Annotated in this window: 21 protein-coding genes; 7 read left to right on the top strand and 14 right to left on the bottom strand. The window is 73.7% G+C overall.

Annotation, left to right across the window (positions count from 1 at the left end):
• The 4 genes from MHW47_RS17535 to MHW47_RS17520 all read left to right on the top strand — a co-directional run.
• A partial coding sequence (locus MHW47_RS17535) for an acyl carrier protein (RefSeq protein ID WP_239224359.1) occupies window positions 1-418 on the top strand: 418 nt, incomplete at its 5' end.
• Entirely contained in the window at window positions 415-1,638 is a 1,224-nt protein-coding gene (locus MHW47_RS17530) for a beta-ketoacyl synthase (RefSeq protein ID WP_239224357.1), read from the top strand. The genes MHW47_RS17535 and MHW47_RS17530, both read left to right, overlap by 4 nt.
• Window positions 1,639-1,695: 57 nt before the next feature.
• Entirely contained in the window at window positions 1,696-2,622 is a 927-nt protein-coding gene (locus tag MHW47_RS17525; protein WP_239224355.1) for an acyl-ACP desaturase, read from the top strand.
• Window positions 2,622-3,425, top strand: coding sequence for a GDSL-type esterase/lipase family protein (locus MHW47_RS17520; protein ID WP_239224354.1), 804 nt, complete (start codon window positions 2,622-2,624; stop codon window positions 3,423-3,425). The genes MHW47_RS17525 and MHW47_RS17520 overlap by 1 nt, the downstream gene beginning before the upstream one ends.
• Here the strand turns inward: MHW47_RS17520 and MHW47_RS17515 are convergent.
• The 6 genes from MHW47_RS17515 to MHW47_RS17490 form a co-directional block, all read right to left on the bottom strand.
• Window positions 3,380-4,405 (bottom strand): TIGR03842 family LLM class F420-dependent oxidoreductase, encoded by a 1,026-nt coding sequence (locus MHW47_RS17515; protein ID WP_239224352.1) that lies wholly within the window; start codon window positions 4,403-4,405, stop codon window positions 3,380-3,382. The two genes, MHW47_RS17520 and MHW47_RS17515, sit on opposite strands and share 46 nt — an antisense overlap.
• A gap of 11 nt (window positions 4,406-4,416) precedes the next feature.
• Window positions 4,417-5,817, bottom strand: a complete 1,401-nt coding sequence (gene hydA / locus MHW47_RS17510) for a dihydropyrimidinase (protein WP_239224350.1) — start codon at window positions 5,815-5,817, stop codon at window positions 4,417-4,419.
• A gap of 79 nt (window positions 5,818-5,896) precedes the next feature.
• On the bottom strand, window positions 5,897-7,177 hold the full coding sequence (locus MHW47_RS17505; protein ID WP_239224348.1) for an aspartate aminotransferase family protein: 1,281 nt from the start codon (window positions 7,175-7,177) through the stop codon (window positions 5,897-5,899).
• A complete protein-coding gene (locus MHW47_RS17500) occupies window positions 7,174-8,016 on the bottom strand; it encodes a nitrilase-related carbon-nitrogen hydrolase (RefSeq protein WP_239224346.1) in 843 nt (280 codons plus the stop codon). The genes MHW47_RS17505 and MHW47_RS17500 overlap by 4 nt, the downstream gene beginning before the upstream one ends.
• A 186-nt stretch (window positions 8,017-8,202) precedes the next feature.
• Complete coding sequence (locus tag MHW47_RS17495) at window positions 8,203-8,583, bottom strand: PPOX class F420-dependent oxidoreductase (protein WP_239224344.1); 381 nt, start codon at window positions 8,581-8,583, stop codon at window positions 8,203-8,205.
• Window positions 8,584-8,610: 27 nt separating this feature from the next.
• Window positions 8,611-8,892 (bottom strand): helix-turn-helix domain-containing protein, encoded by a 282-nt coding sequence (locus MHW47_RS17490; protein ID WP_239224342.1) that lies wholly within the window; start codon window positions 8,890-8,892, stop codon window positions 8,611-8,613.
• Between the two features lie 60 nt (window positions 8,893-8,952).
• On the opposite strand from MHW47_RS17490, the gene map reads away from it, so the two are divergent.
• Window positions 8,953-9,720, top strand: coding sequence for a type I methionyl aminopeptidase (gene map, locus MHW47_RS17485; RefSeq protein WP_239224340.1), 768 nt, complete (start codon window positions 8,953-8,955; stop codon window positions 9,718-9,720).
• Between the two features lie 74 nt (window positions 9,721-9,794).
• Here the strand turns inward: map and ggt are convergent, their stop codons facing one another.
• On the bottom strand, window positions 9,795-11,612 hold the full coding sequence (gene ggt, locus MHW47_RS17480; protein WP_239224338.1) for a gamma-glutamyltransferase: 1,818 nt from the start codon (window positions 11,610-11,612) through the stop codon (window positions 9,795-9,797).
• Between the two features lie 104 nt (window positions 11,613-11,716).
• Between ggt and MHW47_RS17475 the strand changes: the two genes are divergently transcribed.
• A complete protein-coding gene (locus MHW47_RS17475; RefSeq protein WP_239224336.1) occupies window positions 11,717-12,460 on the top strand; it encodes a hypothetical protein in 744 nt (247 codons plus the stop codon).
• A 33-nt stretch (window positions 12,461-12,493) separates the two neighbouring features.
• Here the strand turns inward: MHW47_RS17475 and MHW47_RS17470 are convergent, their stop codons facing one another.
• Both MHW47_RS17470 and MHW47_RS17465 read right to left on the bottom strand, forming a co-directional pair.
• The gene (locus MHW47_RS17470) at window positions 12,494-13,264 is read right to left on the bottom strand and encodes a hypothetical protein (protein ID WP_239224334.1); all 771 of its coding nucleotides are present in this window, start codon (window positions 13,262-13,264) and stop codon (window positions 12,494-12,496) included.
• Window positions 13,264-13,827, bottom strand: coding sequence for a hypothetical protein (locus MHW47_RS17465; protein WP_239224332.1), 564 nt, complete (start codon window positions 13,825-13,827; stop codon window positions 13,264-13,266). Before MHW47_RS17465 ends, MHW47_RS17470 begins: the two co-directional genes overlap by 1 nt.
• A 171-nt stretch (window positions 13,828-13,998) precedes the next feature.
• Here MHW47_RS17465 and MHW47_RS17460 point away from each other — a divergent pair, with 171 nt between their 5' ends.
• Window positions 13,999-14,796, top strand: coding sequence for an SAM-dependent methyltransferase (locus MHW47_RS17460; RefSeq protein ID WP_239224330.1), 798 nt, complete (start codon window positions 13,999-14,001; stop codon window positions 14,794-14,796).
• A gap of 34 nt (window positions 14,797-14,830) precedes the next feature.
• On the opposite strand, the gene MHW47_RS17455 is transcribed toward MHW47_RS17460, so the two are convergent.
• The 5 genes from MHW47_RS17455 to MHW47_RS17435 all read right to left on the bottom strand — a co-directional run.
• Entirely contained in the window at window positions 14,831-15,355 is a 525-nt protein-coding gene (locus MHW47_RS17455) for a hypothetical protein (RefSeq protein ID WP_239224328.1), read from the bottom strand.
• Window positions 15,352-16,788 (bottom strand): HAMP domain-containing sensor histidine kinase, encoded by a 1,437-nt coding sequence (locus tag MHW47_RS17450; RefSeq protein ID WP_239224327.1) that lies wholly within the window; start codon window positions 16,786-16,788, stop codon window positions 15,352-15,354. The genes MHW47_RS17455 and MHW47_RS17450 overlap by 4 nt, the downstream gene beginning before the upstream one ends.
• Complete coding sequence (locus tag MHW47_RS17445; protein WP_239224325.1) at window positions 16,785-17,507, bottom strand: response regulator transcription factor; 723 nt, start codon at window positions 17,505-17,507, stop codon at window positions 16,785-16,787. Before MHW47_RS17445 ends, MHW47_RS17450 begins: the two co-directional genes overlap by 4 nt.
• Window positions 17,508-17,567: 60 nt before the next feature.
• Window positions 17,568-19,259: a murein biosynthesis integral membrane protein MurJ gene (gene murJ, locus MHW47_RS17440; RefSeq protein WP_239224323.1), complete on the bottom strand. Its 1,692-nt coding sequence runs from the start codon at window positions 19,257-19,259 to the stop codon at window positions 17,568-17,570.
• Window positions 19,256-19,892 (bottom strand): peptidoglycan bridge formation glycyltransferase FemA/FemB family protein (locus tag MHW47_RS17435; RefSeq protein WP_239224321.1); only part of this gene is annotated, 637 nt, incomplete at its 5' end. The genes MHW47_RS17435 and murJ, both read right to left, overlap by 4 nt.

Below are 19,892 nucleotides of genomic sequence, written 5' to 3'. Positions count from 1 at the left end.
CGGTTCCCACCCACTGCGAAGGTTGCCGATGACCACGACGTACCAGATCATCACCGACTGCCTCGTCCAGGACTTCGAAGTCCCGGCCGACCGCGTCGCCCCCGGGGCCACCCTGGACCAGCTCGACCTCGACAGCCTGTCCCTCGTCGAACTCTCCCTGATCGTCGAGGAACGGCTCGGCCTGGCCGCCGCCGACATCCGCCAGGACATCACCCTCGCGGAACTCGCCGCACTCGCGGAGCGCGCCGCATCCTCCGAACCCGCCGCGCCCTCCGAACTCGCCGCGCCCTCCGCACCCTCCGCACCGGACGGACCCGCCGCGCCCTCCGCGCCGGACGCCTCCGCCGCGCCGGACGGGGCGGACCGGGCGGACCGGATCGCTCCGCAGCCCGCCGGCGCACCCGGCGCCCAGCGGTGAGCAGCCCGCCGATCGCCGTCACCGGCCTGGGCCTGGTGACGCCCGCCGGCATGGGCACGGCCGCGACCTGGGAGCACATGTGCACGGGCGCGCCGACCGCCACCCGTGATCCCGAACTCGCCGGTCTGGCCGTGGACTTCTCCTGCCGGGTACGTGACCTCGACGGCCGCCGGCGCCTGGGCGGGCGGCTGTGCATGCGCCTGGACCGCTTCGGCCAGATGGCCGTCATCGCCGCGCGTGAGGCCGTCGCGGACGCACGCCTGGACGCGGCGGCCTGGGACGCGCCCCGGGTCGGCGTCGTCCTGGGCGTGGGGGCGAACAGCCTGAGCGGCTACCCGGCCGAGTTCGAACGCCTCCGGGACGGCCACGCCGAGCGGGTCTCCCCGTTCGCCCTGCCCCGCAGCGTGCCGAACATGGTGGCCGGCGCGGTCAGCCTGGACCTGGGGGCCAAGGGCCCGAGCTTCACCACCAGCAGCGCCTGCGCCTCCGGCACCACCGCCCTGGCCGTCGCCTGCGACCTGCTGCGCGGCGGCGCCTGCGACATCGTGATCAGCGGCGGCAGCGAGAGCGGCGCCTCCGCCATGTCCGCGGTGACCTTCGGGCAGATGCAGGCCCTGTCCCGGCGCGGTCACGACCCGGCGGGCGCGTCCCGCCCCTTCGACGCGGACCGCGACGGCTTCGTCCTGGGCGAGGGCGCGGGCGTCCTCGTCCTGGAGCGCCCCGGCCACGCCCGCGCCCGGGGCGCCCGCGTCCTCGCCCACCTGGTGGGCCACGCGTCCTCCTGCGACGCCTACCACTACACCTCGCCCGAGCCCGCGGGCGACGGCCTCGCCCAGGCGGTCCGCGCGGCCCTGGCGGACGCCGGCCTGGCCCCGTACGACATCGGCCACGTCAACGCGCACGGCACCTCCACCCCGCTCAACGACAGGACCGAGGCCCTGGCCCTGCACCAGGTCTTCCGCCCGCCGCCCCCGGTCACCGCCAACAAGAGCGTCATCGGGCACTCCCTGGGCGCGGCCGGGGCCATCGAGGCCGCCCTGACCGTGCTCACCCTCCGGCACCAGCTGATCCCGCCGACGGCCAACCTCGACCGGCTGGACCCCGCCATCGACCTGGACGTCGTCACCAAGGTCCCGCGCCCCGTACGGATCGACGCCGCCCTCACCGTCTCCAGCGGATTCGGCGGGCAGAACGCGGCGCTCGTCCTCGCCCGCGCCTGACCCGCCGCCCCCCGTCGCGGATCGATCCGTCCGCCCGCACTCCCCGAGAGGTTCCCCGTGCCGCAGCACTCCACGGACTGGTTCGCCGAGCTGGAACCGGTGGTGGCGAACCTGCTCGACCGCCATCTGTCCATGGCCCAGGAGTGGTTCCCCCACCAGTACGTCCCCTGGAGCGCCGGCCGCGACTACGACGGGCCCCTCAATGGCCTGGCCTGGCAGGACGCGCAGTCGGCGCTCGGCCCGGTGGCGCGGTCGGCGCTCGTCCTGAGCGTCCTGACCGAGGAGAACCTGCCCGTCTACCACCACCAGCTCGCCTCCGGCGCCCCGCCGGACAACGCCTGGGCCGCGTGGCTCCACCGCTGGACCGCCGAGGAGGACCGGCACAGCACGGTGATGCTCTCCTACATCCACGCCACGCGCGCGGTGGACCCCGTCGCGCTGGAGCGCGCCCGCATGCGGTACATGTCCGCACCGCCCCGCCCGGACGACCTGCCCTCCGACCCGCTGCACGGTCTCGCGTACGTGATGATCCAGGAGCTGGCGACCCGGGTCGCCCACCGCAACACGGGCCTGCACTGCGGCGAGAGCGTGTGCGCCCGGATCTTCGCCCGCGTCGCCCAGGACGAGAACCTGCACATGGTGTTCTACCGCGACCTCTACGCCGCCCTCCTCGACCTGATCCCGGACCGGGCCATGGCCGGTCTGTGGCGGGCCGTGAAGGAGTTCCGGATGCCCGGACAGGCGATCCCGGGATTCACCGCGATGAACGCCCGTATCGCCCTGGCCGGCTGGTACGACCTGGCCGTCTTCCACGACGACGTCCTCATGCCGCTCGTCAGGGCCCTGCGCATCCGCGAGCGCACCGGCCTCGGGCCGCAGGGCGAGCAGCACCGCGCCGCGCTCCTCACCCATACCGAGCGCCTGTGCCGGGCGGCCGTGCGCTTCCGGGAACGGCGGACCGCCGCACCGGTCCGGGCCCGCTGATGCGGCGCCGGAGACTCCGCCGCCTGACCGGGACGGTGCGCCGGATCGCCGCGGACCTCATCGCCCGCGCGGTCCTGGGCAACGGGTTCCGGCCCCGTCACCACACGGCGTTCCCCCTCGCCGACGGGCTCTACGGGGGCCCGGCGGGCCCGGAGCTGCCGCTGCTCGTCCTGGGCGACTCCATCGCCGCCTCGGTCGGCGCCTCCACCGCCGAGGAGACTTTGGGTGCCCGGTGCGCCGCCCACCTCGGCCGGGCCGCCCGCCGCCCGGTGCGCCTGCGGGTCCTGGCGCGGCCCGGCACCACCACCGGGTTCATGAAGCACCAGGTCCGCAGGGCGCTCCGGCACCCTCAGCCGCCGGGGATCGCCCTGATCATCGTCGGGGGGAACGACATCGTCGCCGGCACCCCGCTCGGGCTCGCCGTGTACGCCCTCCTCCGCCACGTCACCCGGCTCCGCGCGGCCGGCTGGCACGTCCTGGTCGGCACCTGCTGGGACGTCGGCGACGTACCGGCCGTGCGCCACCGGCTGCGCCGCGCCCTCTCCCGCCGCAGCCGGCGCCTGGAACGCCTCCAGACGGCGGCGGCCCGGCGTGCCGGTGCCGTCGTCGTCCCGCTGCGCGACCCCCGGCACGGCAGCCGGCCGGACCTGTTCGCCGCGGACCGCGTGCATCCCTCCGCCCTGGGCAACGCCCTCCACCTCGAAGCGCTCACGGCCGCCCTCGGGGAGTGCCTGGCGCACCATCAGGGCGCGCCGGGTCAGGGGGTGCGCGGGTCGAGCAGCGGGATGACCCCCGATCCGTAGGCGTCGATGGTGGCCTCGCGGGCGTCGTGCATGGCGTAGACGGCGAACTGGTCGACGCCCAGGTCCCGGAGCCGGCGGAGCTTCTCGGTGTGGGCGGCGGCCGGGCCGAGCAGGCAGAAGCGGTCGACGACGGCGTCGGGGACGAACGCGGTGTCGGGGTTGCCGGCGCGTCCGTGGTGGCTGTAGTCGTAGCCCCCGCGATCCTTGATGTACGCGGTCAGCTCGTCCGGGACCAGGCCGGAGTGCTCTCCGTAGCGGGCGACGAGGTCGGCGACGTGGTTGCCGACCATGCCGCCGAACCAGCGGCACTGGTCGCGGGCGTGGGCCAGGGCAGCGGGCGAGTCGTCGGCGGTGACGTAGGCCGGGGCGGCGACGCAGACCGTGAGGGCACCGGGGTCGCGGCCGGCGTCGGCGGCGGCCTTCCGTACCGCTTTGACCATCCACTCGGTGAGGTAGGGGTCCGCGAGCTGGAGGATGAAGCCGTCCGCCTTCTGCCCGGCGAGCGCGAGGGCCTTGGGGCCGTAGGCGGCCATCCAGACGGGCAGTCGTCCGTTCCTGATCCAGGGGATGCGGACCGGGCTGCCGTCCACGGTCGCCTCGCGGCCCTCGGCGAGGTCGCGGATGACGTCGATGGCCTCGCCGAGGCGGGCCAGGGTGTTCGGGCTGCGCCCCGCGACGCGCATCGCGGAGTCGCCCCGGCCGATGCCGCACACGGTCCGGTTGCCGTACATGTCGTTGAGGGTGGCGAAGGTGGAGGCGGTCACCTCCCAGGTGCGGGTGCCGGGGTTGGTGACCATCGGGCCGACGTGGAGCCTGGTGGTGTGTTCCAGGATGCGGCTGTGGATGACGAAGGGTTCCTGCCAGAGCACCGCCGAGTCGAAGGTCCAGCCGTAGCGGAACCCGTTGCGTTCGGCCCGCCGCATCAGGCCGACGACGGCCGATGCGGGCGGGTCCGTCTGGAGGACGAGTCCGAAGTCCATGCCGCGTGCTCCTAGTTCAGGTACTGGCAGGTGGCGCGTGGGGTGTAGATGCCATGGCCGGCGCGGCCGGTGTACGTGCGGCCGTCGATGACGGTCTCGCCGCGCGAGAGCACGGTCTCGACCCGGCCGGTGAGGCGTTTGCCCTCGTACGCGGAGTAGTCGACGTTCATGTGGTGGGTGGCGGCGGACACGGTCTGCTCGGCGGCCGGGTCGTAGACGACGATGTCGGCGTCCGCGCCGGGGGCGATGGTGCCCTTCTTCGGGTAGAGGCCGAACATGCGCGCCGGGGCGGCGCAGGCGATCTCGATCCAGCGGCGGCGCGAGATGTGTCCGTCCACGACCGCCTGGTGCAGCAGGTCCATCCGGTTCTCGACCCCGGGCAGGCCGTTGGGGATCTTCGAGAAGTCGCCCCGGCCCCTCTCCTTCTGGCCGGAGAAGCAGAACGGGCAGTGGTCGGTGGAGACGACCTGGAGTTCGCCGGTGCGCAGCCCGCGCCACAGCGCCTCCTGGTGCTCCTTCGGCCGCAGCGGGGTGGAGCAGACGTACTTGGCGCCCTCGAAGCCGGGTTCGGCGAGGTTGTCGGTCGAGAGGAAGAGGTACTGCGGGCAGGTCTCGCCGAAGACGGGCTGTCCTTGGTGGCGGGCGGCGGCGATCTCGGCGACGGCGTCCCCGGCGGAGACGTGGACGACGTACAGCGGTGCTCCGGCGACGCCGGCGAGCCGGATGGCGCGGTGGGTGGCTTCCGCCTCCAGCGCCACCTTCCGCACGTCGCCGTGGTGGCGGGGGTCGGTGCGGCCGGCGGCGAGCGCCTGTTCGACCAGGACGTCGATGGCGATGCCGTTCTCGGCGTGCATCATGATCAGTCCGCCGTTGGACTCGGCCCGCTGCATGGCGCGCAGGATCTGTCCGTCGTCGCTGTAGAAGACGCCGGGGTAGGCCATGAACAGTTTGAAGGAGGTGATGCCCTCCCCCACCAGGAGGTCCATCTCCTTGAGCGAGGACGCGTTGACGTCGGCGAGGATCATGTGGAAGGCGTAGTCGACGGCGCAGTTGCCGTCCGCCTTGGCGTACCAGGTGTCGAGTCCTTCGCGCAGGGGGCGGCCGGCCGTCTGGACGGCGAAGTCCACGATGGTGGTGGTGCCGCCCCAGGCGGCGGCGCGGGTGCCGGTCTCGAAGGTGTCGGCGGCGCGGGTTCCGCCGAACGGCATCTCCATGTGGGTGTGGGCGTCCACGCCGCCCGGGATGACGTACTTGCCGGTGGCGTCGATGACGCGGTCCGCGGTCCAGCCGGCGGCCTCGTCGGTGTCGTGGGCGGCGAGCGCGGCGATCCGGCCGCCGTCCACGAGGACGTCCGCGTGCATCTCGTCCGACGCGGTGACGACCAGGCCGCCGCGGATGACGGTACGGCTCATGGGTACCCCTCCTCGTTGTCCTGCGGGTGGGGCGCGGGGGCGGGGCGGGTGGTCCCGCCGCCCGTGCCGTGGTCGGCGGTCAGACCGCGCGCAGTGTGTCGGCGAGGATCTCCGCGCCCTCCTCCGCCTCCCGGACGGTGAGCGAGAGGGGCGGGGCGATGCGCAGCACGCTGGTGTTGTGGCCGCCGCCCTTGCCGATGAGCAGGCCGCCCTCGCGGGCCGCCTCCAGGACGGCGGCGGCGCCCTGCGGGTCGGCCTCGTCGGTGCCGGGTGCGACGAGTTCGATGCCGATCATGAGGCCCCGGCCGCGCACCTCGCGTACCCGGTCCGAGGCGGCGCCGATCGCACGGAGCCGTTCGATGAGCAGGCCGCCGACGCGGCGGGCGTTGCCCTGGAGGTCGTGTTCGACGAGGTGGCCGAGGTTGGCGAGGCCGGCCGCCATGGTGACGGGTGAACCGCCGAAGGTGGAGATGGAGTTGGCGTCGAGGCAGTTCATCACCTCGGCGCGGGCGACGACGCCGCCGATGGACATGCCGTTGCCGATGCCCTTGGCGAAGGTGAGGATGTCCGGCGGCCCGTTCCGGGCGTGGGCCTGCCAGCCCCAGAAGTGGTCGCCGGTGCGGCCCCAGCCGGTCTGCACCTCGTCGGAGATCCAGAGCACGCCGTGCCGGTTGAGGACCTCGCGGAACGCGCCGTACAGGCCGTCCGGCGGTGAGGTGAAGCCGCCGACGCCCTGGACGGGTTCGGCGATCAGGGCGGCCGGGGCGCGGGTGTGGCCGAGCAGGTCCTCCAGGTCGGCGACGCAGGCGGCGGTGAACTCGGCGTCGTTCAGGTGCGCGTAGGGGCCCCGGGTGCGGACGCCGCCGTGCACGTACAGGGTCTGGAGCGGCGAGAGGCTGGTGGGCGACCAGGCGTTGTTGCCGGTGACGGAGACGGTGGAGAAGGACCGGCCGTGGTAGCTGTTGCGCATCGCGAGGATCTGGTTGGACCCGCGGTACGTGGTGGCGAGCAGCAGGGCGGTGTCGTTGGCCTCGGTGCCGGAGGTGGTGAAGAAGACCCGTGCGTCGGGGATGCCGGAGAGCGCGGCGATGCGCTCGGCCAGCTCGATCATCGGGCGGTTGAGGTAGAGCGTGGAGGTGTGGATGATCCGGCCGGCCTGCTCGGCGACGGCCTTGGTGACCTCGGGCAGGGCGTGGGCGGTCATGGTGGTGAGGATGCCGCCGAAGAAGTCGAGGTAGCGGTTGCCGTCGGCGTCCCAGACGTGGCGGCCCTCGCCGTGGGTGATCTCCAGGGGGTGGCGGTAGTAGAGGGCCAGCCAGTCGGGGCTGACGGCGAGGTGGCGCTGGTGGAGGCTGCTCACGGCGCGATCAGCCCCTCGTACGCGTCGGGGCGGCGGTCCCGGTAGAACGCCCACTGCTGCCGGACCTCGTCGATGAGCCCGAGGTCCAGGTCGCGTACGACGAGTTCCTCGTCCGTGTCGGAGGCGACGTCGCCGACGAACTGGCCGCGCGGGTCCACGAAGTAGCTGCTGCCGTAGAAGTCGTTGTCGCCGTACTCCTCCCGGCCGACGCGGTTGATCGCGGCGACGAAGTACTCGTTGGCGACGGCGGCGGCGGGCTGTTCGAGCTGCCAGAGGTAGGCGGAGAGGCCGCGCGAGGTGGCGGACGGGTTGTAGACGATCTGGGCGCCGTTCAGGCCGAGTTGGCGCCATCCTTCGGGGAAGTGGCGGTCGTAGCAGATGGAGACGCCGACCTTGCCGACGGCGGTGTCGAAGACGGGCCAGCCGATGTTGCCGGGTTTGAAGTAGTACTTCTCCCAGAAGCCCTTGACCTGCGGGATGTGGTGCTTGCGGTACTTGCCGAGGTAGGTGCCGTCCGCGTCGATGACGGCCGCGGTGTTGTAGTAGAAGCCGGACCGCTCGCGTTCGAAGACGGGGACGACGATCACCATGCCGGTCTCGCGGGCGAGGTCCCGCATCCGCTGTACGGTCGGGCCGTCCGGTACCGGTTCGGCCCAGCGGTAGTGCTCGGGCTCCTGGACCTGGCAGAAGTAGGGGGCGTTGAAGACTTCCTGGAAGCCGATGACGCCCGCGCCCTGCCGGGCGGCCTCGCGGGCGTGCTCCTCGTGCTTGGCGATCATGGATGCGGTGTCGCCTGTCCAGGTCGCCTGGACGAGTGCGGCGCGTACGACGTGGGACATGAGCTGCTCCTTCGACGCGGCGTCAGAGAGCCTCTGGATGCTTCTACGCCCGTAGAACACGTGCGTACGGGAGAACGTAGGCCGCGTCACAGGGCGGGGCAAGACCATCGGCGCGAACCGGCTGAGTCGATCACGTTTCACACCCGTGCGGGCCAGTACGGGCGCGGCGGGCCGCTCCGGGAGGGCTCAGAAGGTGATGGCGATGCCGGTGTGCGGGCGCTTGCCGAGCCGGACGATCATCGCCGGGTAGTCGAGCAGCCAGTACTTCCAGGTGTACTTGCGGCCGATGGCGCGGCGGACGGCGGCGGTGCCCTTCTCGTCGAGCAGCCGGCCGGTCCCGGACGCGGTGGCCGCGCCCTCCGCGACGCGTCCGCGCACGTCGCAGACGGCGACGCGGACCCGGCTGTCGTGGCGCAGCCGCTTGACCTTCCAGGAGTCGGTCCTGGTCCAGACGAGCAGTTCGCCGCCCTCGGCGGCGGCCCAGACCGGGGTGGCGACGGGCGTGCCGTCCTTGCGGTACGTGGTGAGGCTGACGTACTCGCTGCGGGCGAACTCCTGGAGGCTCATGCCCCCAGCGTAGGCGCGTGCCGGGTGCTAGCCGGCCAGCGGGACGGCCGCCGGCACGTCCTCCGGTTCCGGGGCGCAGCGCAGCAGGATGTCGTCCATGGAGAGGCCCAGCGCGCCGGCCAGCGCGGCGACGGTGAAGAACGCGGGGGTGGGGGCGCGACCGGTCTCGATCTTCCGCAGGGTCTCGGCGGAGACGCCGGCGCGGGCGGCGATGTCGGTCATGCTGCGGGCGCCTCGCGCCTCGCGCAGCAGCAGGCCGAGGCGTTCGCCGCGCAGGCGCTCTTCGGGGGTGAGGGGGGTGCGGACCATGCCGTCATTCTAATACCGCCCGGATCGGTATAGTAATTGGAATCCGGTATAGTAATTGGCATGGTGCAACTCAAGACGGACACATCCATCGAAGCCATGCGGGCGACCGGCCGCGTCGTCGCCCGCATGCTGACGGCGGCACGGGAGGCCGCGGCGGTCGGCGTCTCCCTGCGCGAACTGGACGAGGTGGCGCGGGAGGTGCTGCGCGAGGCGGGCGCCGGTTCGCCGTTCCTCGGCTACCGCCCGCACTTCGCCCCGGTCCCCTTCCCCGCGGTCATCTGCGCGTCGGTCAACGACGCGATCGTGCACGGCGTCCCCACGGACTACCGGCTGCGCGACGGCGATCTGGTGAGCATCGACGCGGGCGCGACGCTCGACGGCTGGGCGGGCGACTCCGCGATCAGCTTCATCGTGGGCCGGGCCCGCCCGGCCGACACCCGGCTCGTGGACACCGCGTACGAGGCCCTGGCGGCGGGCATCGCCGCGGCCACCGGGGGCAACCGGATCGGCGACATCGCGCACGCCATCGGCACGGTCTGCCGGAGCGCCGGCTACGGCATCCCCGAGGGGTTCGGCGGGCACGGCGTGGGGCGCGAGATGCACGAGGACCCGGGGGTGCCCAACGAGGGCCGGCCGGGGCGCGGCATGCTCCTGCGGCACGGCATGGTGCTGGCCATCGAACCGATGCTGACCGGCGGCGGCGTGGACACCTACCGGACGGACCGGGACGGCTGGACCCTGCGCACGACGGACGGCAGCCGGGCCGCGCACGCGGAGCACACCGTGGCGATCACGGACGACGGCCCGCGCATCCTCACCGCGCTCTGACATCCCCGCTCCCCGCGCCCGGACCGCCTGGTACCCGCGGCCGCCGTCCGGCCGTCCGGTCCCGGCCGCCCCCGTCAGGGCCGGCCGCTGGGCCTCACCACCATCGCGGAGCCGCCGCCGCGCCGCTCCTTCTCGGCGGCGGCGAGCCACCGCCCGTCGGGCAGCCGCTGCACCCCGGTCGCCGCGCCGATCTCCGGGTTGAGCTTGAACACATGACCGATGCCTTCCAGCTTCGCCCGCAACGGGCTGTTCCACAGCCCCGGTTCCAGCTCGGTCGCCGCCGCGTTGCGCTGGCTGGCCCGGGGCGCGGCGATGGCCTCGACCAGCGGCAGCCCCCGGTCCACCGTGCCGAGCAGCGACTGGAGGACGGTGGTGATGATGGTGGCGCCGCCGGGCGAGCCGAGGGCGAGCACCGGCCGGTCGTGCCGCAGCACGACGGTGGGCGAGATGGACGAGCGCGGCCGCTTGCCGGGCCCGGGCAGGTTCGGGTCGTGGACGGCCGGGTCGGCCGGCGCGAAGGAGAAGTCGGTCAGCTCGTTGTTCAGCAGGAAGCCGCGCCCGGGCACGGTGATCCCGCTGCCGCCGGTCTGCTCGATGGTCAGGGTGTAGGCGACGACGTTGCCCCACTTGTCGGCGGTCGTCAGGTGGGTGGTGTTCTCGCCCTCGTACGTGGTCGGCGCGGCCTTCCCCGCGGAGCGGCAGGCGCCGGGTTGGCGCGGGTCGCCCGGGGCGAGCGGGCTGGGCAGCACGGCGTCGTCCCGGATCAGGCAGGCGCGCGCGTCGGCGAACCTCTGGCTGAGCAGCCCGGCGGTCGGCACGTCCTCGAAGGCGGGATCGCCGACCCAGCGCCCCCGGTCGGCGAAGGCGATGCGGCTGGCCTCGATGAAGCGGTGGAGGTAGCGCTCCTCGCTCGCCCGCGCGAGGTCGGTGGACTCCAGGATGTTGAGGGCCTCGCCCACCGTCGTCCCGCCGGAGGAGGACGGCGCCATGCCGTACACGTCGAGCCCCCGGTAGTTCACCTTCGTCGGCGCCTGCCGCAGCGCGCGGTAGGAGCGCAGGTCCCGTGCGGTCAGGTCGCCGGGCCGCACGACCCGGTCGGACGCGGGGTCCACGGGCGGGTTGCGCACGGTCCGTACGATGTCGCGGGCCAGGTCGCCCCGGTACAGCGCGCCGACGCCCTCGCGGCCGATCTCCGCGTAAGTGCGCGCGAGGTCGGGGTTGCGGAAGACCGAGCCGGCCTCGGGCAGCTTCCCGCCGGGCAGGAAGAGCTTCCGGGTGGCCGGGAAGTCCCGGAACCGGTCCTCGTTGCCCGCCGTCTGGGAGCGGAACGTCTCGTCGACGACGAACCCCTCGCGGGCCAGGCGTTCGGCCGGCGCGAGGACCTTCCGCAGCGACTTGCTGCCCCAGGCGTCCAGGGCGGTGTCCCAGGTGGCGGGCGTGCCGGGGGTGCCGACGGCCAGTCCGCTGGTGACGGCGTCGGCGAAGGCGAGCGGCTTGCCGTTCTCCAGGAAGAGGGAGGAGTCGGCGCTGCGCGGCGCGGTCTCGCGGCCGTCGATGGTCCGCACGGTACGGGTGCGGGCGTCGTAGTACACGAAGTACCCGCCGCCGCCGAGCCCCGCGGAGTACGGCTCGGTGACGCCGAGCGCGGCGGCCGTGGCCACGGCGGCGTCCACCGCGTTGCCGCCCTCGCGCAGCACCTGGATGCCGGCGGCGGTGGCGTCCGCGTCCACGCTGGAGACGGCGCCCCCGTAGCCCACCGCGACCGGTGACTTGTCCGGTGGCGCGGGGGCGTGGGCGGGGTGGGCGGCCGGGGCGGGGGCGGCGGCCCCGACGGACAGGGCGGCGGCGAGGACCGCGGCCAACGACACTTTTCGCCTGACGGAACGTCGCATGCGTACCTCCGGTGAAGGATCGTCCGCGCAGGGTAACGCCGCCCCGCCCGCGTCGTCAGGACCGCCTCGAACTCGCGGCCGAATGCCCGCTAACATGCGCGCCCATGACCGACGACGTACGCAACATCGTCCTGGGCCTGATAGCCACCGGTATCAGCGCCGCCCTCGGCTGGATCGCGCGCACCTACTTCTGGCGGCGCAAGCTCCGCCGCAAGCAGGCGTTCTTCGGCCTGCCCGGGAACTCCGAGTGCCTGCTCGTCGTCAACCGCGACGCCTCCGGCGAGGGCTCGGTGCACCGCCACGACGTCTTCGCCCTGCTGGAGCTGTCCGCCCTGATCAAGGACTGCTCGGCGCACGCGCAGATCCTGTCGCACGACATCGCCCAGCAGGGCATCGGCGAACGCACCGAATTCTGCGTGGGCGGCCCGGTGTCGAACCGCCGCATGGCCGCCCATCTGCATTCCCTGCTGCCCGGCGTACGCATCAACACCTCTCCGGAACCCGGCCCCGACCGGGGTGCCTTCCAGATCGGCTCCGAGCGCTACCGCGCCGAGAAGGGCGTGAGCGAGTACGTCCTGCTCGCCCGGCTGTCCACCGGTCAGGACGCCCGGCCCGTCTTCCTGTTCTGCGGACAGCACGCGATCACCAACCAGGCCGCGTCCCGCTACCTCGCCCGCAACTACGAACGCCTGGCCCGCAAGCACGGCAACAACACCTTCTGCCTCCTGCTGAAGGTCGTCAGCTCCCAGGCCTACGGCCCCGACGTGGTCGAACTGGTCGCCGATGTCACCCGGGCCGCCCAGGCTCCCGTGCCCGCGCCCCGCACCTCCCACCGCGCCGGCGGCTGACGGGCGGCCGGCGGGCGGGAGGAGCGGCGGCGGTCAGTCGGCCAGGCCCTGGGGGCTCTGTTCGCGGCCGCGCAGGCGCTGGACCAGGCCGCCGAGCATCGGCATGGTCAGGCCGGCGAACAGGAAGAGGACGGCGAGGCCGCTCAGGGCCGGGCTGAGTTTCTCCTCGACGTCGAGGGACCAGGGGCGGTCGAGTGCGTGGAAGACGATGTACGAACCCTTGGACAGGGTGTAGCCGACGCCCAGGACGGCCGCGACGGCGCCCAGGGTGAAGCCGGCGCCGGTCCAGGGGCGGATCGTCCGGCACCGGCGGGCCGTGCGCCCGCACATGAAGGCGAGTTCGCCGCAGGTGACCAGCACGTAGGAGAGGTACACGAGCAGATAGGCGGCCACCGAGGGGTGGTCGGCGTACGCCGTGGTGAACTCGACGTCCTCGCCGTTCGTGGCGAGGAAGAGCGGGACCATGACGGCCAGTTCGACCACGGCCGCGAACCCGCGCTGGTACATGGCGGTGCGCAGGTACTCCGGGCGGTAGGCGAGGTCCACCATCGTCATCTGGAGGGCCGCGCACCACAGGATGGCGCAGATGTGGGCGACCAGCTTCCCCGCGTTGTCGAGGCCCGTGACGTCCTCGGCCGTCTCCGCGACGGCGGGGATCGCGAAGAAGACCCCCACGGTGCAGACGCCGAAGGCGACGGCGATTAACCAGGTGAACACGCGCGGGTGGTGCATGGCTCTGCGGGCGCAGAGCAACGTGGCGATCACCCCTGCCACGGTGCAGGCGCCGAATATGATGCCGTCCATCAGAGACCTTCCAGTGCGTCGGCCGCGTATTGGGCGGCTTCGGTTTCGGTCCGTCGCCGCCGGGAGCGCTTCGGCTTCCCGGCGGGCGTCCCCTCGTCGGGTACGCGGGAGAGGCCGAGGACCTCGCGCCGGTGTTCCAGCCGGGCGACCAGATCGCGCACCTCGCTCTCCGGCAGATCACTCAGCAGGGCGAGCACCCGGCGGGCGAGCGGGTCCTCGAAGGCTTCGAGCGCCGCGAGGTCGTCGTAGCCGGGGTGCGGCAGCAGATAGGCCGGCGGCACGTCGCCCAGGGCGCGGCACAGGGCCAGGACGGTCTTGATCGTCGGGTTGTCCTGCTGGCCGCCGGCGAGTTTCGCGATGAGCGCGAACGACGCCGAGGCGGGCGGGTCGGGGAGGTCGTCGACGGCCTGCGACAGGGTCCGGGAGACGTAGGCCCGGCCCCGGGCGTCCGTGCGCTGGGCCATGAGCGACTTCAGCTTGTGGGCGAGGGACTGCGGTCGCGGGTGCCGCCCTTCGGGGGCCGTACCCGTCCGGGGCTCTCCCTCGTCACAGCTCGCACTCACGTGGTGATTCTCTCTCGCCCTCATCGATCTTGCTCTTGTGTACTTTAGTTGACACACCGTCGGACGCAAAGGCAGGATCGCGGCATCGGCGCGCACCGGGTCGACCGGCACGCGGACGCCGACCGGGTACGCATGCCCGCCGACCGCGGCGACCGCCGAGAGGAGCGTCACTTGAGGCAGCACGGCTTATCCGCCCCGGTGATCGACACCGGCCGGCCGCACCCCGCAAGGATCTACGACTACCTACTCGGCGGCAAGGACAACTACCGGGTCGACCAGCAGGCCGGTGACCGGCTCGTCGCCGCCTCCTCCCAGGAGCGGGCCGCCGCCCACGCCAACCGCGCCTTCCTGGAACGCGCCGTCCGCCACGTCGTCGGCACGGGTGTACGGCAGGTCCTCGACATAGGCGCCGGGCTTCCCCACCAGCCCAATGTGCACGAGGTCGCCCGCGCGGCGGCGCCCGGAGCGCGGGTGGCGTACGTCGACAACGACCCGATCGTCGTCGCCCACGCGGACGCCCTCCTCGGCTCCTCCGGCGGGGTCGGCGTCGCGCTCGCCGACCTCCGAGACCCGCGGGGCGTCCTGGAGCATCCGCACGTCCGCGAGGTCATCGACTTCGGCCGGCCCGTCGCGCTGCTCCTGGTCTCCGTGCTCCACTTCCTCTCGCACGCCGACCGGCCCGGGGACGCCGTCGCCGCCCTGCGCGACGCCCTTCCGGCCGGCAGCTTCCTGGTCCTCTCGCACGCCACCGACGACTTCGCGGACTGCAGCGCCGCACGGGCCGTCTACGCCACCGCCACCACGCCCCTCACCCCGCGCTCCCGGTCCGAGATCGAGCGGTTCCTCGACGGCTTCGAGCTGCTGGCGCCCGGTCTCGTGCCCGTCCCGTCCTGGCGGCCGGACGCTCCGTACGCGGCCCGCCCGGCCGGGGTCGGCGTCTACGGGGCGGTCGCCCGCAAGACCGGCTGAGCACCCCACCGGTCGTGGGCGCGGGGCGGCGCGGTCACACCGAGCAGTGGGCCGGGCCGATGGTGCCGTCCGTACCGGTCACGGTGACCGCCTCGGTGCGGTCGGCCGTACGGGCGCGGGCCGCCGTGCAGATGAGCTGCTGGCGGGCCGCCTCGGAGAAGCCGGTGACGGGCGCGTCCAGGGTGACCAGCACGCCCCGCGCGCTCAGTTCCACGCCCGCCTCCACCCGCAGCGCCGGCAGTTCCGAGCGCAGCCCCGCCGCCCGTTCCTGGCCCGTCGGGCCCCGGAAGAGCAGGGCGAGCGCCGCGGGCGCGTCGACCAGCGGGTACCTGCCCAGCTCGTCGCCCTTCTCGTCCTGCGGGTCGGTCTGGCGGATGACCGGGAGCAGGCGGGTGGACGTGGAGGAGGAGACGAAGTACAGCAGGGTGCCGAGCTGGCCGGCCGGGGCCACCTCAACCCGCGCCGGTTCACCGGCCGCCACCACGTCCGTGGCGCGGATGCCGCACCCCGCCAGCAGCAGCACCGGCAGCAGCGCGCCGAGCGCGCGCCGGGCCCTCACCGCTCCCCCAGCGGCAGGTCCAGGGTGAACACCGCGCCGCCCGCGGGACGGTTCGCGGCGCGCAGCGTGCCTCCGTGCAGCCGGACGTTCTCCTGGGCGATGGCCAGGCCGAGACCGCTGCCGGCCGACCGGGTGCGGGCCGCGTCCGCCTTGTAGAACCGGTCGAAGATGTGCGGCAGCACCGCCTCGTCGATGCCGGGCCCGCTGTCCTCGACCTCCACGACGAGCCGGCCGCCGTCCTCCGGCGGCCCGGAGCGCGCCCGTACGGTCACGGGTTCCGCGCCGTGCCGCAGGGCGTTGCCGACCAGGTTGGCGACGACCACGTCGAAGCGGCGCGGGTCGAGCACCGCCCGCACCCCCTCCGCGAGGTCGGTGGTGACCCGGTCCTCCCAGCGGCGGGCCTGGAGCGTCTTGCGGACGGTCTCGGCGACGTCGACCTCGTCGAGGTGGAGGTCGGCGGCGCGGGCGTCGAAACGGGATATCTCCATCAGGTCCTCGACGAGGGTGGCGAGTTTGCCGGTCTCCGCGCTGATCAGGCGGACGGCGGCGGCGGTGTCGGGGCGCAGTTCGCCGGCGTCCTCGTCCAGCACCTCGGTCACGGCGAGCATGCCGGCGAGCGGGGTGCGCAGTTCGTGGGAGACGTCGGAGGCGAAGCGCCTGGCCCGCTCCTCGGCCCGGCGCAGTTCCTCGACGGACTCCTGGAGCTTGGTCGACGACTCGTTGAACGTCCAGGCCAGGTCGGCGAGTTCGTCGGTGCCCCGGACCGTGATCCGGGTGTGCAGTTCGCCCCGGCCGATGCCCGCCGCGGCGCGGCGCAGGTCGCGGACGGGGCGCAGCACGCTGCGGGCGGCGAGGAGCGCGGGCACCAGGGCGATGAGCAGGGCGGGCAGGGCGCCGTCGCGGGCGGCGGTGAGCATGGCGGCGATGTTCGCCTCCTCGGCGGAGAGCGGCATCACGGTGTAGAGGGCCAGGCCGGTGGGCTGGCTGCCGTCGCCCTGGTCGAAGAGGACGGGCATGCCGACGGTCAGCCAGGGGTCGCCGCCGCTGACGACGCGCTGGAAGGAGCCGTGGGCGCTCGCGCGGGTGGCGTCGCGCAGGTCCGCGGTGATGACCTCCGAGGAGGGCCGGTCCGTCGAGGAGACCTTCAGCTCCCCGTACTCGGCGAACACGGTCCAGCTGTGGGCGCTGCCGGACCGGGCCAGCGCGAGGCAGAGCCGGCGCAGTTGCTCGGCGTCCAGCGGCAGGGTGACGGAGTAGGAGCCGACGCGGTCGCGGAACTGGGCGACGGCGGTGTCCTGGGCCTGCTGGAGGATGGCCGAGCGGGCCTCGCGGTAGGTGAGCGCGGCGGTGGTGGCGGCGCTGACGGCGGCGACGAAGAGGAACGCCGCGACGAGCCGGGTGCGCAGGCCGAAGCGGGCGGCGAACAGTCTCACGCGAGGGGGACCTCGCCGGACCCGGCCGGCGCGTCGCCCGCCACGGGCCCGAAGCGGTAGCCGAAGCCCCGGACCGTCTGGATGTAGCGGGGACTGCCGGGGACGTCCTCGATCTTCTGGCGCAGCCGGCGCACGCAGGCGTCGACCAGCCGGGCGTCCCCGTGGTAGCTGTGCTCCCAGACGTACTCCAGGAGCTGCTGGCGGCTGAAGACCTGTTCGGGCGAGGCCGAGAGGTGGAGCAGGAGCTTGAGTTCGGAGGGGGCCAGGAGCAGGCGTTCGCCGGCCTTGGCGACGGTGAGCCCCGCGCGGTCCACGGTCAGGGCGCCGTGGGCCTCGGTGCCGCCGCGCCCGGCGGGGGCGGTGAGGCGGCGCAGGACGGCGCGGATGCGGGCCTCGATGACCTCGGTACGGGCGGGCTTGACGATGTAGTCGTCGGCGCCGGCCTCCAGGCCCACGACGACGTCGAAGTCGTCGCCCCGCGCGGTGAGCATGATCACGGGCAGCTGGCTGGTCTCGCGGATGCGGCGGCAGACCTGGACGCCGTTCATGCCGGGCAGCATCAGGTCGAGCAGGACGAGGTCGGGGCGGAACTCCGCCAGCGCGGCGAGCCCCGCCTCGCCCGTACCGACGGCCCTCAGATCGTGGCCGCGCCGGCGCAGGCCGAGTTCGACCCCCTCGCGCACGGAGGGGTCGTCTTCGATGAGGAGCACGCGAGGCATGGCGTCAGTATCCCAGCGGTCGGAGAACGGCTTCGAACGGGTGGACGGGAAGGGCGGGGGTCAGCCGCGCCGGAGCCTGCCCCGGACGGCGCTCAGCGCGGCGGTCACCTCGGTGAGCCGCAGCGGCCGGGCGAGCGCGGCCACGACCAGCGCGAGGACGGCCGTCCCTGCGCCGAGCGCGGCCAGGTCGCCGAGGCCGGAGCCCTCCGTGTCCACCGCGCGGGCCGCCCCGTACGCCAGCAGCCCGGCCGGGACGCAGGCGGCCCCCAGCCGCAGGTGCGCCGCGACCCCGGGCGAGCGGGCGAGCGACGGGCGCGCCGTGCCGGGCGGGGAGACCCGGCGGTGCAGTACGTACGCGGTGACGGCGAAGCCGATGAGCAGGGCGGCGGAGTACGCGCCGGCCATGCCGGTCACCGCCCAGCGCGGGGACAGGGTCAGGTAGGCGACGACGGTGAGTCCGGCGTTGAGGGCCGCGATGACGAGGTTGAGCAGGAACGGGGTGCGGGTGTCGCTCATCGCGTAGAAGCCCCGGGAGAGCACGTACTGCCCGGAGAAGGCGACGAGGCCGGGGGCGAACGCGGCCATCATGCCCGCCATCACCGTGATGTCGGCGGGTCCGGTGCGCCCGTAGCCGAAGACGGAGCCCATCACCCACGGCGCGAGGGCCAGGAGCAGCGCGGCGGCCGGGACCACCACGGCGGCGGAGGTGCGCAGGGCGTACGAGAGGTCCCGGCGCACCCCGGCGAGGTCGCCGGCGGCCGCCGCGCGGCTCATGCGGGGCATCAGCGCGGTGACGAGGCTGACGGTCACGATGCCCTGGGGCACGACCCACAGCTGATAGGCGTAGCTGTACGCGGTGTAGCCGGCGCCGCCCGCGATGTGCTGGTCCGCGGCGTGCTGGCCGCCGGCGGTGGCGAGCCGGGTGACGACCCAGTAGGCGGCCTGGTTGGTGAGGACGAGCATCACGAGCCAGCCGGCGGCGCGCAGCGGCCGGGTCAGTCCGCTGCCGCGCCAGTCGAACCGGGGCCGCCAGCGGAACCTCGCGGCGCGCAGCGAGGGCAGCAGGGCGAGGCTCTGCACGGCGATGCCCGCCGTGGTGCCCCAGCCCAGCCACTGCGCCTGGGCGGCGGTCAGGGTGCCGTCGGAGCCGGCCGCCGTCCAGAGGTACAGCCCGAACACGGCGATGATCACGAGGTTGTTGAGGACGGGGGTCCACATCATCGCGCCGAACCGGTCGCGGGAGTTGAGCACCTGGCCCAGGAGCGTGAACAGGCCGTAGAAGAAGATCTGGGGCAGGCAGTAGCGGGCGAGGGCGATGGTGAGTTCGGCCTGGTCGCCCTCGTAGGTGGGGGCGTACACCGACACGATCAGGGGTGCGGCGAGGACGGCGAGCCCGGTGAGGACGAGCAGTCCGGTGGTGCACAGGGTGAGCAGGCGGTCGGTGTAGGCGGCGCCGCCGTCTCCGTGCTCCTTGGCGGCGCGGACGAGTTCGGGCACGAAGACGGCGTTGAGGGCGCCGCCGATGAGCAGCATGTAGAGGATGTTCGGCAGGGTGTTGGCGACCGTGTAGCCGTCCGCGCGCAGCCCGGTGCCGAGCGCGGCGACGACGACCGCCGAGCGTATGAACCCGGTGGCCCGGGAGACGATCGAGCCCGCGGCCATCACGGCGCCGCTGCGCAGCACCGAGCCGGAGCCGCGGCCGCCTGCCTGGTCGGGGGCGACCGCCTCGGGGGCGGTGCCGGCGGCCGTCATCGGCGGGCCAGGTACGCCTGGAACGCCCGGTACAGCGTGTTGTTGGCGGCTCCGCCCACCGATGTCTCCCACTCTCCGAGGGTCTCCACGACCTGCCCGCCGGTGCCGAGCTTCCAGCGCAGCAGCCCGTAGGGGCGGTCGTCGGGATCGAGGGTGGAGGATACCCCGCGCATGTCGTACACCTCGGCGCCGCCGTCCCGTGCGTCGCACAGCATCTGCCACTGCAGGGCGTTGCTGGGGCGGACCTCGCGGCGGTGGTCGGCGGAGGCGCCGGTCTGGTACCAGACCCGGCGGCCGGTGCTGATCATGGTGTGGGCGGCGAGGATCTCGCCGTCGTGCACGGCGAGGCGGAGTTTCATGCGGCCGGGGTGTTCGGCGTTGAGCGCCGCGTACTGGCGCTGGTAGTAGGCGAGCGAGCGGCCGAGCCGGAAGCCGTCGCGTTCCTCGGTGATCCTCAGCAGCCGGTGGAACTCGGGGAGTTCGGCGGCGCCGCCGGTGACGATGCGCACCCCGGCCTTGCGGGCGCGGCGCACGTTGCGGCGCCACTCCTGGTTGAGCCCGGCCCACAGGTCCTCGGTGGTGCGGCCGGCGAGCGGCACCCGGAACACGTACCGGGGCTGGGCGTCGGCGTCG

This window comes from Streptomyces sp. OfavH-34-F (genome assembly GCF_022347745.1).
Lineage (GTDB): Bacteria > Actinomycetota > Actinomycetes > Streptomycetales > Streptomycetaceae > Streptomyces.
This window is presented reverse-complemented; position numbering and strand designations above follow the sequence as displayed.